15 protein-coding genes are annotated in these 14,302 nt (G+C 70.5%); 7 read left to right on the top strand and 8 right to left on the bottom strand.

All coding sequences use genetic code 11. From position 1 onward, the window contains the following. Window positions 1-52: 52 nt before the first annotated feature. Entirely contained in the window at window positions 53-2,836 is a 2,784-nt protein-coding gene (locus tag K6T25_RS07750) for a hybrid sensor histidine kinase/response regulator (protein ID WP_222917765.1), read from the bottom strand. Between the two features lie 243 nt (window positions 2,837-3,079). On the opposite strand from K6T25_RS07750, the gene K6T25_RS07755 reads away from it, so the two are divergent. Continuing rightward, window positions 3,080-3,544 (top strand): universal stress protein, encoded by a 465-nt coding sequence (locus K6T25_RS07755; RefSeq protein WP_222917766.1) that lies wholly within the window; start codon window positions 3,080-3,082, stop codon window positions 3,542-3,544. A gap of 25 nt (window positions 3,545-3,569) precedes the next feature. On the opposite strand, the gene K6T25_RS07760 is transcribed toward K6T25_RS07755, so the two are convergent. Continuing rightward, window positions 3,570-3,782 carry a hypothetical protein gene (locus tag K6T25_RS07760; RefSeq protein ID WP_222917767.1) on the bottom strand — a complete coding sequence of 71 codons (213 nt, stop codon included), beginning with the start codon at window positions 3,780-3,782 and terminating at the stop codon, window positions 3,570-3,572. A gap of 152 nt (window positions 3,783-3,934) precedes the next feature. On the opposite strand from K6T25_RS07760, the gene K6T25_RS07765 reads away from it, so the two are divergent. Both K6T25_RS07765 and K6T25_RS07770 read left to right on the top strand, forming a co-directional pair. Next, window positions 3,935-5,143 (top strand): DHH family phosphoesterase, encoded by a 1,209-nt coding sequence (locus tag K6T25_RS07765; protein ID WP_222917768.1) that lies wholly within the window; start codon window positions 3,935-3,937, stop codon window positions 5,141-5,143. A 42-nt stretch (window positions 5,144-5,185) separates the two neighbouring features. Further along, on the top strand, window positions 5,186-5,365 hold the full coding sequence (locus K6T25_RS07770; protein ID WP_225917706.1) for a hypothetical protein: 180 nt from the start codon (window positions 5,186-5,188) through the stop codon (window positions 5,363-5,365). Window positions 5,366-5,516: 151 nt separating this feature from the next. Here the strand turns inward: K6T25_RS07770 and K6T25_RS07775 are convergent, their stop codons facing one another. Next, on the bottom strand, window positions 5,517-6,023 hold the full coding sequence (locus tag K6T25_RS07775; protein WP_222912950.1) for a DUF5807 family protein: 507 nt from the start codon (window positions 6,021-6,023) through the stop codon (window positions 5,517-5,519). A 147-nt stretch (window positions 6,024-6,170) separates the two neighbouring features. Here K6T25_RS07775 and K6T25_RS07780 point away from each other — a divergent pair, with 147 nt between their 5' ends. Then, the gene (locus K6T25_RS07780) at window positions 6,171-7,592 is read left to right on the top strand and encodes a PAS domain-containing protein (RefSeq protein ID WP_222912951.1); all 1,422 of its coding nucleotides are present in this window, start codon (window positions 6,171-6,173) and stop codon (window positions 7,590-7,592) included. Between the two features lie 34 nt (window positions 7,593-7,626). Here K6T25_RS07780 and K6T25_RS07785 read toward each other — a convergent pair whose 3' ends face one another. The 4 genes from K6T25_RS07785 to K6T25_RS07800 form a co-directional block, all read right to left on the bottom strand. After that, entirely contained in the window at window positions 7,627-8,067 is a 441-nt protein-coding gene (locus K6T25_RS07785) for a DUF7112 family protein (protein WP_222912954.1), read from the bottom strand. 21 nt (window positions 8,068-8,088) lie between these two features. Continuing rightward, window positions 8,089-8,493, bottom strand: coding sequence for a 30S ribosomal protein S6e (locus tag K6T25_RS07790; protein ID WP_222912956.1), 405 nt, complete (start codon window positions 8,491-8,493; stop codon window positions 8,089-8,091). 285 nt (window positions 8,494-8,778) lie between these two features. Continuing rightward, a complete protein-coding gene (locus tag K6T25_RS07795; protein WP_222912958.1) occupies window positions 8,779-9,633 on the bottom strand; it encodes a hypothetical protein in 855 nt (284 codons plus the stop codon). Between the two features lie 71 nt (window positions 9,634-9,704). Then, window positions 9,705-10,655: a DUF8155 domain-containing protein gene (locus K6T25_RS07800; protein ID WP_225917707.1), complete on the bottom strand. Its 951-nt coding sequence runs from the start codon at window positions 10,653-10,655 to the stop codon at window positions 9,705-9,707. A gap of 199 nt (window positions 10,656-10,854) precedes the next feature. Here K6T25_RS07800 and K6T25_RS07805 point away from each other — a divergent pair, with 199 nt between their 5' ends. The 3 genes from K6T25_RS07805 (at window position 10,855) to K6T25_RS07815 (ending at window position 13,487) form a co-directional block, all read left to right on the top strand. Next, the gene (locus K6T25_RS07805; RefSeq protein WP_222917938.1) at window positions 10,855-11,499 is read left to right on the top strand and encodes a lipoate--protein ligase family protein; all 645 of its coding nucleotides are present in this window, start codon (window positions 10,855-10,857) and stop codon (window positions 11,497-11,499) included. Window positions 11,500-11,538: 39 nt separating this feature from the next. After that, window positions 11,539-12,855, top strand: a complete 1,317-nt coding sequence (locus K6T25_RS07810; protein WP_222912960.1) for a dihydroorotase — start codon at window positions 11,539-11,541, stop codon at window positions 12,853-12,855. 89 nt (window positions 12,856-12,944) lie between these two features. After that, window positions 12,945-13,487: a DUF7529 family protein gene (locus tag K6T25_RS07815; RefSeq protein WP_222912962.1), complete on the top strand. Its 543-nt coding sequence runs from the start codon at window positions 12,945-12,947 to the stop codon at window positions 13,485-13,487. 55 nt (window positions 13,488-13,542) lie between these two features. Here the strand turns inward: K6T25_RS07815 and K6T25_RS07820 are convergent, their stop codons facing one another. Further along, window positions 13,543-14,130: a cysteine hydrolase family protein gene (locus K6T25_RS07820; RefSeq protein WP_222912963.1), complete on the bottom strand. Its 588-nt coding sequence runs from the start codon at window positions 14,128-14,130 to the stop codon at window positions 13,543-13,545. Window positions 14,131-14,302: the final 172 nt, after the last annotated feature.

The following is a 14,302-nucleotide window of genomic DNA, read 5'->3' on the forward strand; positions in this document are numbered from 1 at the left end:
AGGTGTCGTGGTTCCGTTCGACCCGTCGGCCGACTCCGGAAGCCGCCGACCGTTACTCGTCGACCGAGGCCACGCCGGTCACCTCGAACCGGGCGCCGCCGTCGGTCCCCTCGGTCGCACGGATCTCCCAGCCGTGGGCGACGACCACCTGTTTGACGATCCGGAGGCCGAAGCCCGTCCCCTTGTCGCTCGTCGAGTACCCGGCCTCGAACACCGAGTCGCGCCGACTGGCGGGGATCCCGACGCCGTCGTCCTCGAGGAAGAAGCCGTCGTCCAGGTCGCCCACGGTGACGGTGACGCTGTCGCCGCCGTGTTCGACCGCGTTGCGGACGAGGTTCTCGAACAGCTGTCTGAGGCGCCGCTCGTCGGCCAGGATCGGTCGGTCGGCCTCGACGACGAGCTCCGACTCGCCCGTCTCGACGTTCGCCCAGCACTCACGGACCGTCGCCGCCGGATCGATCGGCGCGAGATCGGTCGCCGTGTCGTCCTCGCGGGCCAGCGCGAGGAGGTCCTCGATCAGCGCCTCCATCCGGTCGTGTGCGCGGTCGACGGCGTCGAAGTGCTCGCTGTCGCAGTCGCCGCGGGCGAGGTCCAACCGGCCGGTGGCGACGTTCAACGGGTTCCGGAGGTCGTGGCTGACGACCGAGACGAACTCCTCGAGCCGCTCGTTCTGTCGGCGGAGTTCGTCGCGGCTCTCGCGAAGGCGACGCTCGCGCTCGTGCTCGTCGAGCGCCGTCTCCGCGGCCGTCGTCAGAATTCGCGCGAGGAACTCGTCGGTCGAGTCGAACGCGTCGGGGGCGGTCTCGCCGACCGAGACCGTCCCGTGCGTCCCCAGGGGGAGCAGCATGAGGCTCCGGAGGCCGGTCCCCGTGTCGACCGCGCCGGTGTCGGCCTCGATATCGTCGTACACCCGCACCTCGTCGGCCTCGAAGCTGGCCCAGTTGAGACTGCCGGAGTCGGCGGTGAACGGCTGGCGCTCGGGGATCACGTCGGCGACCGCGTCGGACTCGGCGACCGGCGCCAACTCGCCCGAATCGGCGTCGAAGAACCGAACCACGGTGACGCTGAACCCGAGGATCCCCTCGGCCGCCTCGACGATCCGGTCGGCGATCGCCTGCCGTGAGTCCGCCCGGATGAGATCCTGTGTCGCTTCGTGCAGCAGTTCGAGCCGATCCTGGCGCTCTCTGAGGGTCTTCTCGCGTGCCACGCGATCGAAGGCGGCCTCCAGGTAGTTCGCGAGGATCTCGACGAGGAGAACGTCGGTCTCGGTGAACGCGTCGGCGTTCGTCGAGGAGATGATGAACAGGCCGTAGTCGCCGATCGGGTGAAACAGGACGCTCTCGGCCGGCGTCTCCTCCGCTATCCGATCCGTGTCGGACACCGACCGGACGTGCGTCGGTCCGTCCGCCCGAAACGCCTCCCACGCGAAGTGCGCCCGGGTGCCGGGCGCCGCCGATCGATCGTACGTCGGGATCTCGTCGAACGCCGCCTCGACGGAGTCGGCCACCGAGGTCGGCTCCAGTCGGTCGCCGGCGTCGTTCAGGAGGTGGACGGAGCTCAACTCGGCGCCGATGATCTCGTCGGCCGCATCCGTCGCCAGGTCCGCTGTTTCGGCGACCGTCCGGGTGTAGTTGAGCGCGCGGGACCGCTCCCGAAGCTGTTCGAGCTTGCGATCCCGCCGTTCTCGGTCCGACACGTCGCGACTGCTCACGAGGAACCGGTCGGCACCCGAGAGGTCGAGCCGCCTGGTATGGACGGTGACGGGGAACGTCGATCCGTCGCGTCGGGTGTACTCCCCCTCGAACTCCCGTCGGTCACCGACCTCCATGTCCTCCCAGATCTCACGCACGGTGGTCGGATCCAGGGTCCGGTCGATGTCCCACACCTTCATCGACGTGACCGCCTCCTCCGTGTACCCGGTCTCCGCGAAGAACTGTGGGTTCGCGTCGAGGACGTTCCCCTCGGCGTCGTGGATGTCGATCATGTCCGGCGATTCCTCGAACAGCGCCTCGAGGCGGGCGGTCGTCTGCGTCAGCCGGTCTTCGCGCTCCTTCCGATCGGTGATGTCGGTGATGAACCCTTCGAGCGCCTCCACGCTCCCGTCGTCCGCGTACACGCCGCGTCCCCGCTCCCACATCCACTTCATCTCCCCGTCGCGCGTCCGGATCCGGTAGGTGACCTCGAAGGCGCCATCCGCCGCGAGCCCCTCCTGGACGGCGTCCCACATGGCCTCGCGGTCGTCGGGGTGGATGACTTCCGACCCCCACTCGACGCGGTCGGACTCCAGTTCCGCCGCGGTGTACCCCGTCAGCACCTCGACCTCCCCGTCGACCGTCTCCATCGGCCAGGTCGGCTCGTTGCAGCAGCGGTAGACGATGCCCGGAAGGTTCCCGATGAGCGTTTCCAACCGGCGCGTCCGCTCGGTCAACATCCGTCGTGACTGGCTTGCCTCGACGGCGTTCACGATCCGATTGGCGAGCAGCGCGTACTGGTCGGTGCCGCCTCCTTTCTGGATGTAGTCGGTGACGCCCGCCGAGATCGCATCGCTCGCGACCTCCTCGCTCCCCTTCCCGGTGAACAGCAGAAACGGGAGATCCGGATACTCCTCACGGACCGCTCGGAGGAATTCGATCCCGTTCTTGCCCGGCATGTCGTGGTCGGACACGACGCAGTCCACGTCGTGGTCGGCCAGCACGTCCAGCCCCGCCTCGGCGTCCGTCACGCCACGAACCTCGATCCGGTCGTGTTCGCGCTCGAGGAACGTTGTGACCAGTTCGCCGAACGCCGGCTCGTCGTCGACGTGGAGCACTCGTATCGGCTCGTGAGTGTCTGCCATGGGAACCTGCTTCTGTCGCCAGAAACACCGAGGGGACTTAAGCGGTGGCCGTCGGGGCACCGATGCCGAGGATCGGCGGTCTCCGTCCGCGTTCCGCGGACGAGTACCGGCACACACACACCGACGGTCTCGGCGCCGTTACCGCCACACGGTTCCGACTGCCGGGTCGCAAGCGCCGTGTGGGCGCGGGGGAACGCCGGGGAGCGCCGAGTTTTAAGCACGCGCCCGAAGAACAGTCGTGTAATGCCCGAGTTCGACACCATCGTCGTCGCCACCGACGGCTCCGACAGCGTCTCGCGTGCCGTCGAGGTCGCGCTCGATCTGGCCGACCGGTTCGACGCCGCGGTGCACGCGCTGTACGTCGTCGACAGCGGCGAGGTCGACTCCTCGCCGGAGGAGGTCCGCGATCAGATGCGCAACGCCCTTCAGGAGCGCGGCGGCGAGGCTATCGTCGACGTGCAAAAGCGCGCCGGCATCGACGTGACCGCCGTCGTCCGCGAGGGTCGCCCCGCCAACGAGATCGGCGACTACGCCCGCGAGATCGACGCCGACCTGGTCGCCACCGGCACCCGCGGGCGACACGGCGAGAACCGCTTCCTCATCGGTTCGGTCGCCGAGCGGGTCGTCCGCACGTGTCCCGTCCCGGTGTTGACGGTTCGGCAGCTCGGCGGCGAGGTCGACGACCGGTACGGCGGCGCACCGGTCTGAGTTCCGGGGGCGGCCCGACGACCGGCTACGACTCGGCGTCGCCCGCCCGCGACGGCGACCCGAACACGAAGTACACGAACGCGACTGGGAGAACAGCGACCACGGCGGCGACCAGGACCGTCGCCCCGTTCCCGTCGTATCCGGTCGCCGCAGCCTCCGCGGCGACGGTCGCGACGACGAGCGTGACGAGGAGGTACTTGAGGTCCACGAGGTGGGCCACGAGATCGGGGTCGGCCATCGTCGATGACCGACACGCCCGCTCGGAAAACGGTAGCGGTCCCGCCTCCGGCGACTGCTGGCCGACACCGCTGTCCCCCCGGTCGCTCCGGTTTGACCGGCCCCACGTTGCACACCACCGCCGTTTTTTACCGCGCGTCGCGACCTCCGAACATGGACGACGAACTCATCGACAGCGACACCCTCCCGCTGGACCGCAAGTCGCGGCTCCCCGGGACGGGCTTTTTCTACCCGGACTCGCTGGACGAGGACCGATCCGAGGAGCGCGCGAAGGAGGCCGTCGAGGGCGCCGAGGCGGTCGTGATCACCGACTCCGACGCCGACGGCCTCGGCTGTATCGCGCTGATCCGCGAGGCGTACGACGCCGCCCTCGATCCGACGCCGTTCGAGGAGCGCCGCCGCGCGAAGCTCGACGGCACCGACGAGGACGGCGAGGAGGAAGACGAGGCGGAGGACGACCGCGCGGAGTCGTCGGTCGCGCTGCTTCCCTCGGGTCCCCACTCCTTCGAGGAGGACCTCGGCTACGTCGCCGAGTTCCTGGAGGAAGGAACCGACGTGTTCGTCTGCGACATCTGCCCCGACGCGTTCGAGTACATCGCCGAGGACCTCGGCGCGGTCGTCGACCGTGCGGGCGCCGTCCGCTGGTTCGACCACCACCAGTGGGACGAGGAGCTGACGGCGTCGGTCCGCGATCTGGGGATCGACCTGGTCGTCGGCGAGAGCGACGAGGAGTGCTCGACGGACGTGACGCTGCGGTCGCTCGACTACGAGTTCGACGAACGCTTCCGCAAACTCGCGACGGTCACTCGCGACCACGACCTCTGGCTGAAGGCGGACGAGCGCTCCGACGACCTCGCCGACTTCGCCTACTGGACCGGGGGCGAGGAGTACGCGGCGATCGTCGGCGCCTACGGCGTCGACCTGCCGCCGGTCGCGATGGAGTACGTCGAGGACCGTCGCGTCGAGAAGCGGCTGCTGATCGAGAAGGCGGTCGACCGCGCGGTCGAACACGAGGTGGGCGACTGGTCGGTCGGCGTCACCTACGGTCGGTGTTCCCAGAACGAGGTCGCAGACACGCTTCGCGAGCAGGGCATGGACGCGGCGGTCATCGTCAAGCCCTCGGGGTCGGCGTCGATCCGCGGCTCCGACGACTTCGAGCGCTGCCACGAGGTCGCCGGCCGGGTCGACGGCGGCGGCCACCCGAAGGCCGCCGGCTGTAAGCCCGACATCTACGACGACATGCTCGACTACGGCCACCACTGGAGCACCGAGGGCGCGACGGCCAAGCGCGTCATCCTCCGGGCGTTCGAGTCGGTCGCGGCGGACGCCGCGGCGGAGAACGCGGCCGACGCGTCCGAGTAGGTCGACGCCTGGGCCTCCGGCAACGCCCGCGACTCCCGGGACATGCTGGAGTTCAGCGACCTCCGCGAGATCACCCCGGAGATCGAGACGTACGACCTCGGCGACGTGGGCGAGGCGTACGACCGGATGATCGCCAACGAGGCGCGCTTCCGCGTCGTTCTCGACCGTAGCCGACGGGTCGACCGGAGCCCCTTTGTACGCGCGGCCGCTCCGATAGGATGACGGCACGGTCAGGCGGCACCTTTCACCCAGGTGGGTCACCCCGCCGCGGGTACCGTCGACTGACCTACCCCGTCGCTCTACACTCCGGAGCGACGGCCCTCGACGGCCCGACACGGGCCACCCCGGCGCCGGTTCCTCCGACGCCCCGATCTCACTCCTCGACTGTCGGCTCCTCGACGTACTCGCCCATGACCCATTTGTGCGAGTAGTCGGTGCCGCACGAGCAGTGGGCGTACGCGTGCATCACGTCGCCCTCGGCGTACAGCCCGCCGACGCCCTCGTTCTGTTCTTCCGCGAACGCGAAGACGAACTCCGCGCGGTGGTCCGCCTCGGGATCCTCGGCGGCATCCGGACACTCGCCGCCGCCCAGGTCGGGGTAGATGACGCCGTCGCGGTCCATCGCGCCCTGCGCGAACTGCATCGGGTCCATGCCGGTGCCGGCGGCGAACGCCTTGCGTCCGTCCTCGCCGGGGAGCACGAGGACGACGCCCTCGTCGACGGCCCGACCCATGTCGGCGATCTTCCCCTGCTCGTCGAGATGGTCGTGCGTGAGGTAGATGGCCACGTCCTCGAGGCGCTCGCCCGCGAGGAACTCCGCGAGCTTCCCGTCGTCGGCGTCGATACCCGCTTCGGCGTCGCCGCCGGCGTCGTCGGTCATACCACGGAATCGGCGCGCGAGTCGTATAAGATCGTTCGTCCCGAGTCGTAACCGGTGCGGTCGCGCCGAACCGCCGATCGACCCCGCCGTACCAACCCTGATACTTGCGGGTAAAGCGGTTTATTCATCGACGGCGTTGCTTCGATAATGAACGAGGAGAACGACGATATCACCGTTCTCTACGTCGACGACGAGCCCGACCTGCTGGAACTGCTTGTCATCGGACTCGAGCGCGAGTCGGACCGACTGACGGTGCTGACGGAGACCTCGGCGGCCGACGGACTCGACCGCTTTCGCGACGCCGACGTGGACTGTATCCTCAGCGACTACGCGATGCCGGGCGGGACGGGGCTGGAGTTCCTCCGGTCGGTCCGCGAGATCGACCCGGACGTTCCGTTCATCATGTTCGCCGAGACGGGAGACGAGCACGTCGCGAGCGAGGCAATCTCCGCGGGCGTCACTGACTACGTCATCGAGAAGGCCATCGGGGGCCAACACGAACTGTTGGCGCGAAAGATCACCGCCAACGTCGACCGCCGGCGGGCCGAGCGGCGTGCCCAACGCACCAACGAGCGGCTCCGCGAGATCGCCGGGGTCGCGAACGACGCCCTCTGGATGTTCTCCGACGACTGGGAGGAACTGCTGTTCATCAACGAGGCCCACGAGCGGCTGTTCGGACAGCCCACCGAGGAGCTCCGCGACGCGCCCGACTCCTTCCTCGACCGGGTCCACCCCGACGACGTCGACCGCGTACGGCAGGCGATGGAGCGCGCCTCCGACGGGAACCCCCAGAGCGTCGAGTACCGCGTCCACAAGTCCGACTCGGTGGTCGTGTGGCTGGAGTCACACTGCACCCCCATCAGGAGCGACGATGGAACGGTCCGGCGGCTGACGGGATTCACGCGGGACATCACCGACCGCAAGCGACACGAGCAGGAGCTCGCGAGCAGGAACGAGCAGCTCGACGGTTTCGCCTCGACGGTCGCACACGACCTCCGGAACCCGATCAACATCGCCGACGGCCACCTCGGCCTGGCTCGCCAGCAGTTCGACAGCGAGCACCTCGAGGCCAGCGCCCGGGCGGTCGTCCGGATGGAGGAGCTGCTCGAGGACCTGCTCTCGCTGGCACGCACCGGCGACGAGATCGGCGACACCAGACCGATCGATCTCGCCGAGGTCGTTCGGGCCGCCGAGGACAACGTCGCGATGGCGGAGGCGTCGCTCGCGATCGAGGACACGGCGACGATCGAGTGTGACCCGACTCGGCTCAAGGAGGCCGCCGAGAACCTGCTTCGAAACGCGATCGAACACAACGAGGGACGCGTCGAGGTAACGGTCGGGACGCTGTCCGGCGACGGGTTCTTCTTCGAGGACGACGGCGTCGGGATCCCGGTCACGGAACGGGAGGCCGTCTTCGAGAACGGCTACTCCACGATCGAGAAGGGAACGGGGTTCGGGCTCTCGATCGTCGAGCAAGTCGTCACCGCACACGGATGGGACATCGGGGTGACGAGCGGTGACGCCGACGGTGCCCGGTTCGAGGTGACGGGCGTCTCGGTCGACCAGTGACGCCGACGGCGGCCGTCGGGTCCGATCCCCCGGCCTACTCGTCGTACAGCGAGTCGGCGATGTCCTGCAGTCCCTTGTCGGGTCGCTTCGTCACCGTGTAGACGGCGCGCTCGCCGGGGACGCGCAGGCCGTAGAGGTAGCCGGGGTCGATCTCGTCGAGATCGACCGGGTCGCCGGGCCCGCGGTCGTGCTCGCGCGCCCACTCGACGAGGCGGTTCTCTGCGTCGCCGCCGGCGCCCGCCTCGCGCATGCGCTTGCGGTCGTCGTAGGCGCCGCCCACGAGCAGTCCCTTGGAGTCGCTCGTCACCGTCGCGTGGCGCTGGTCGCCGTCGAGGACGAGCCGGATCTCCTCGCCCGCCGAGAGGGCGGCCTCCTCCGGGATCCGCAGGCAGGGGAGCCTGGTGCCGCCCGACCGCGCGAGGCGCGCGCGGTGGCTGGTGACGTCGTCGGCGTCGCTGGCGAGTCTGTCGCTCATGAGCGGTCGAAGGGGGTCGCGTTACTCCTCGTCGTCGTCCGCGTCGGCCTCCTCGTCCGCTTCGTCCTCGCCGAGCGCCTCGGCGATGGAGCCCCCGATACGGGCGTTGATCTGGACGGTCTCCTCGGAGATCTGGCGGCCGCGGACGGTGACGCGCTTGCGCTCGCCGTCGCGCGAGGGCTTGTAGCCGACGCCGCCCTCGAGCAGGAGCTCCTTCAGCTCGCTGCCGGGGACCTCCTCGCGCATCGGCCGGCCGGCCTTGTCGGAGCCGCCGGTCAGGGTCAGGTCGCCGTCGACGCCGACGGCCGCGCCGTCGACCTCCTCGCCGATCTCCCGTCCGAGGAATCGGTTGGCGTCCTGTCCGTCCACGTCGAACTGCCGCGTGTCGCCGGCGTCGTCGCCCACGACGATCTTGAATTCAGCCATTACGGGGTACTGCTCGGCGGTGAGAGAAAAGACCGTCGAAAGCGTAGCCGAGAACCGAAGGTTCGAGGCTACGGCCGTGTGCGGCGAGGTCTTCGTGCCGAGCCGCAGAGAAATGAAAGCGTGGTCCGAGGCCGTGAGGCCGAGGACCACGGCGTTGGCGGCGCGCTTGCGGGCGCGCCGCCCACAGAGAACGCGTGGCCGAGAGGTGCGAGGACGAGCGAAGCGAGCCCTCGAATCGAACGCGTACTCAGCGACACGTGGGGCGGATCCCCGTCGTCAGACCTGCTACCGGGCGACCGCCACCGCGCCGGCGTCGACGACCGCGCTCGGCGCGCCGCGGTACGTGCCCTCGCCGACGGCCTCGGTGGCCGGAACCGCCACCCATCCGGGTCCGTCGCCGGTCACGACCGTCCGGGTCGACTGTCGGAAGCCGTTTCCGGTCCACCCGCCTGCGAACCAGTCGTTTCGCGCCTCGTAGCGGACCGAGACCTCGACGGTCGCGTTCGCGGGCGCGTCGTACGAGAGGAACATCCGGGTGCCGAACTCGCGACAGACGGTCGACTCGGGCGCCGGGAACGGGCACGCCGCGTCGGTCGCGTCGACCCGCGGCCGCAACACCGGCTCCGACCCCACCGGCGAGCGCGTGTCGATCGGCTCTTCGACCGCGAGTTCGACGCGCACGAGGTAGTCGTCGAGCGTCCGGATCGGCGTCTCCCGGGGATCCGGGGTCGGCGTCGCCGCGCCCGGCATCGCGGTTTCCCCGTCGGGGTCGATCGGCCGCGGCGGCGGGCGCTCGCGGTAGGCCGGCTCCAGCGTCGGTACCGACACCGCGAGCATCGGGCCGTACTCGGTGTCGACGACCTCGAACGACCAGTTCGCCGGCGCGTCGACGACGCCCGGCGAGCCCGCGACGAGCGCGTCGCCGACGGAACTCGTTCCGTTCTCCACGGGCAACGGGAGATACAGCGTGACGTTCGTCAGCGTCGCGTCCGGTTGGATCGACGCCCGATACTCCGCGGTGTGGGTGTACGACTCCGGAACCGGGCGGGTGAACTGCCAGACTCCGGCGGCGAGGACGCCCGCCGCGAGGAGGAGGACGACGGCGGCGACGACGAGCACGATCCGGAGGCGACGGTTCATCGTCAAACATGTTGTCTTATGAATATATAGTCCCGTCGCCGTCAGCCCCCCACGTGGTATCGCGCCGCGCGTCACCCGAGCCGTACGGGATCGTCGCTGGGGACGATCGAGACTCGCACCTCGTCGCCGACGGCGAACGTCGGATCGCCAGCCTCGGGGCGGGTGACCAGCTTCGCGCCGGCGCGGACGTCGGCGCGGGCGGCGAACAGCGACAGCCCCGTGATCCGCTCGCCGTTCGCGAGCACGTCCACATCGGCCCAGTCGACGTGGCGGCCGTCGCGGGTGCCGACCTCGGCGCCGAGCAGCGAGACTGAGCCGCCGGCGGCGTCGCCGGCGCCGTCGGCACCCGCGTTTGGCACGCCGCCGCCGGAGTAGTGTGCGAGGCCGCCGTCGAGCGGTCGCCCGTCGTCGGCCGCGATAGCCGTAAAGCCCGGAGCGGCGGTGCCGTCCGTGGGGGGCGACATCGGCGCGTCCAGCACCGCGTAACTGGGTCCCGTCTCGACGACGGTCCCGGTGCCGTCCCACGCGAGCGCCGTCACGTCCGCGTCGGCGACGAGCGGGAGCGACCCCGACGCCCGGTAGGCGTTCTTCCCGTGCTCGCGGAACTCCAGGTGGACGTGGTTGTCGACCCAGCGGCCGAAGAACCCCGAGCGAACCAACTCGCCGAGGGCGTCGCCGACGGCCACCTCGTCGCCCGCCTCGACCGCGGGATCGACGTGGAGCACGCGTGCGACGTGGTCGCCGGTGTCGATCACGATCAGGTGGTCGTGGTCGACGGCGTACTCGCGGTCGGGGCAGCCCACGCTCCGGGTGTCGAGCACTTCGCCCGCGACCGGCGAGACGCCGGCGTTCGACTCGGGGTAGAGGTCGACTGCACACGCGCGGTCGTGGGCCGGGTACGGCGAGTTGTACAGCGAGAACGTCCGGTAGCGCGCGAGCAGCGACTCGGGGAGGACGACCGGGGTAGTCGCGTCCGTCTCGCCGTCGTCCGCCCGCGGCCGCTTCCCCGGCGACTTCTCCATACCCCGAACACGCGACGCAAGCGCTTAGGCGACCCGACTCCGAGCGACGGGCGTGACGAACAGCGACGGATCGGGGCGCGTTCGCGTGTACCGCGGCCGCCGAGCCGAGCGCGAGGTCGAGGGGAACGAGACCTCGGACGGCGAGCGGGGAGGGACGACCCGCGAGTCCCGCGAGGCCGACCGCGCCGCGACCGCCGCGATGCTCGCGGAGGCCGGAGAGTCGGGCCTCCCCGCGCTCCGCGTGTGGGCGCCGGGTCGCTCGCTCGCCTTCGGCCGCCGCGACGCACACGCCGACGGTTACGCCCGAGCGACGGCGGCGGCCCGCGAGCACGGCTTCCCCCCGGTCGAGCGCTCCGTCGGCGGCCGGGCGGTCGCGTACGCCGAGTCGACGCTAGCGTTCGCCCACGCGATACCGCTTGACGACGCTCGGGTCGGCCTGAACGACCGCTACGAGGACGCGACCTCGACGCTCGTCGCCGCCCTCCGCGACGCCGGCGCCGACGTGGAACGGGGGGAGCCGCCGGCCTCGTACTGCCCGGGCGACTACTCCGTCCGCGTCGCGGGCGGCGGCAAGGTCGCGGGTATCGCCCAGCGCGTCCGCCAGGACGCCGCGCTCGTCTCCGGGTGCGTCACCGTCGCCGAGCGCGGGCCGATCCGGGCGGTGCTCGCCGCCGTCTACGACGCGCTCGGCGTGCCGTTCGATCCGGAGTCGGTCGGCTCCGTGGCGCGGGCGGGCGGCCCGAACGGTCCGACCGCGGTGCGGGAGGCGCTTGAAGCCGGGTTTGTCGAGGGTCGCGAGGTCGAGGTGCGCAACGTGGCCGACCTTCCGGCGGGCGACGGCTGATCCGCGGAACTTACGCCCGGTGCCCGCGCACCACCGCCAATGAGCACGCTGTTCAGGAACGCCACGCTCGCGGACGGCCGCGTCCGCGACGTGCTGGTCGAGGGCGAGACGATCGCGCGGGTGGCGGACGGAGGCACCGTCGGTCGCGTCGACGCAGCCGACGACGTCGGCTGCGACGGAAAGCATCTCCTCCCGGGCGCTATCGACGCGCACGTCCACTTCCGCGAGCCGGGATTCGCGCACAAGGAGGACTGGCACACCGGGTCGCGCTCGGCCGCCGCCGGCGGCGTCACCACCGTCGTCGACCAGCCGAACACCGACCCGCCGACAGTGACGGGCGCGGCAGTCGACGAGAAGGCCGACCTCGCGGCGAAGTCGCTCGTCGACTTCGGGATCAACGGGGGCGTCACGGCCGACTGGGACCCCGACTCGCTGTTCGAGCGCCCGCTGTTCGCGCTCGGGGAGGTGTTCCTCGCCGACTCCACCGGCGACATGGGGATCGAGGCGGACCTGTTCGCCGACGCCGTCGCCCGCGCGGCCGCCGAGGACACGGTCGTCACCGTCCACGCGGAGGACGCGGACCTGTTCGACCGGGCGGCCCTGGATCGCGCCGGCGACGGAACCGGCCGCGACGCCGATGTCGACGCCTGGAGCGCCTACCGAACCGCCGAAGCCGAGGCCGCCGCCGTCGAGCGCGCGCTGGAGGTCGGCGCCGACTCCGACGCCGCCATCCACATCGCCCACACCTCGACGCCGGAGGGGATCGACGCCGCCAGCGACGCGGGCGCCACCTGCGAGGTGACGCCGCACCACCTGTTCCTCTCGCGTGAGGACGCCGGCGACCTCGGCACCTTCGGCCGGATGAACCCGCCGCTCCGCAGCGAGAAACGTCGGGAGGCGGTGTTCGAGCGCGTCGCCGACGGCACGGTCGACATCGTCGCCACCGACCACGCTCCCCACACCCGCGCGGAGAAGGCGGCGAGCGTCCGGGATGCCCCCTCGGGCGTACCCGGCGTCGAGACGATGCTCCCGCTGCTCTTGCAGGAGGTCCGCGAGGGCACCCTCGAGTTGGAGCGCGTGCGCGACCTCGTCGCCGCGAACCCGGCGGCGATCTTCGACGTGCCGGGGAAGGGGCGGATCGCGGAGGGCGCCGACGCAGACCTCGTGCTCGTCGACCTCGACTCGGCCCGCGAGATCCGCGGCGACGACCTCCACTCGACGTGCGGGTGGACGCCGTTCGAGCGCCGTGAAGCAGTCTTCCCGGAGTTGACCCTCGTCCGCGGATACGTCGCGTACGACGCCCGCGGCGACGGCGAGGCGTTCGGGGACGCGATCGGCGAGAACGTTCGCGGGTAGCCGTCGCGAGCGACACGTCCGGCGGTCGGGCGTCGCCGTCGCGACTCCACACGGCAACGGTTTTCCCCACGCGCCGCCGCCGGTGGTGTATGGCCGGTAGCCACCCGCTCGCTGGATACACCGAGTTCTGGGACGACGTGATGGCCGACATGGAGGCCACCGCCGAGGAGTACCGCGAGGCGGGCTGGAACGTGCTCGAACTCCACCCGGGCGACGTGACGCCCCTGCCCAACGTCTCCACCGACGGCACGGGGATCGAGGTGGACCGCACCGGGTTCGACGTGCTCCTCCCGGGCGACGAGTTCGCCGCCGCACAGGAACTCGTCGAGGGGCTGGAGGTGACCGACGAGACTTCGGCGGCGTTCGACGAGTACGACGCCTACCGCGCCCGGCAGTCGGATGTGGTGTTCCTCGTCGTCGTGATGAAAGCCGAGACCGCCGGCGAGGCGGTCGCGTTCCCGCTGTACTACGCCGAGGAGCAGGCCGAACCGATGCTGGAACGCGCCGATGCCGCGGGCGAACTCCGCGCGTACCTCCGCCCGCTCGACGACTCCGAGCGCGTCGTGTTCTCGCTGTCGGACCCCGAGACGCTGTTCCCCGAGAACCGGGACGAACCCACGACCGAGGAGTAACGCGGGAGACGGGCCGTCGCCGTCATCGACGGCGGCGGTCGGGCGTTCGCCGATCCTACACGAACGTCACGTCCGCCAGCGTCGCGGTCTCGCCGAACAGCCAGTCGGCGTGGTCGACGGCGTACTCGCGGTGGTCCTCGGTGATGTACCCGAGCGCGTCCTCGACGACGACCGGCCGGTAATCGCGCAGCCCCGCGGAGCCGGCGGTGTGAAGGACGCAGACGTTCGCGAGCGTTCCACAGATCAGCAGGTCGTCGACGCCGCGGGCGTCGAGCCACCCCTCCAACTCGGTGTCGTGGAACGCGTCGTAGGTGTGTTTCTCGACGACGTGATCCGCGTCCCTCGTCGGGAGGTCCTCGACGAGTTCCGCGTCCCAACTCCCCTCGACGACGTGTTCGCCCCAGCGGTCGAACTCGTCGTAGTAATGGGTGTCCTCGAACTGTTCGGACGGGTGGACGTCTCGGGTGTAGACGACGCGCGCGCCGGCGTCGCTCGCGCGCTCGACGAGCGTCCGGACGGGATCGATGGCCGCCGCGCTGGGCTCGGCGTAGAGGCTCCCGTCGGGGTGACAGAACCCGTTCTGCATGTCGACGACGACGACGGCGGTTCGGGAGGAGTCGAACGCGTCCTGATCTGAGACCATGGCCGACGCTTCGGACCGGGATCACAAAACCGATCGGCGGGCGCTCCGTCGCGGTCGACGTGGTCGTGTGTGCTCCGGCGCAGCGGTCCGTTCGTGTCGCGGTGCGGACTCCGAGCCCATGAACTCGCGGTCGAACGGACGACGTGGCGGTTGTGGTTCGGACAAGGTACTT

This window comes from Halobaculum rubrum (genome assembly GCF_019880225.1).
Lineage (GTDB): Archaea > Halobacteriota > Halobacteria > Halobacteriales > Haloferacaceae > Halobaculum > Halobaculum rubrum.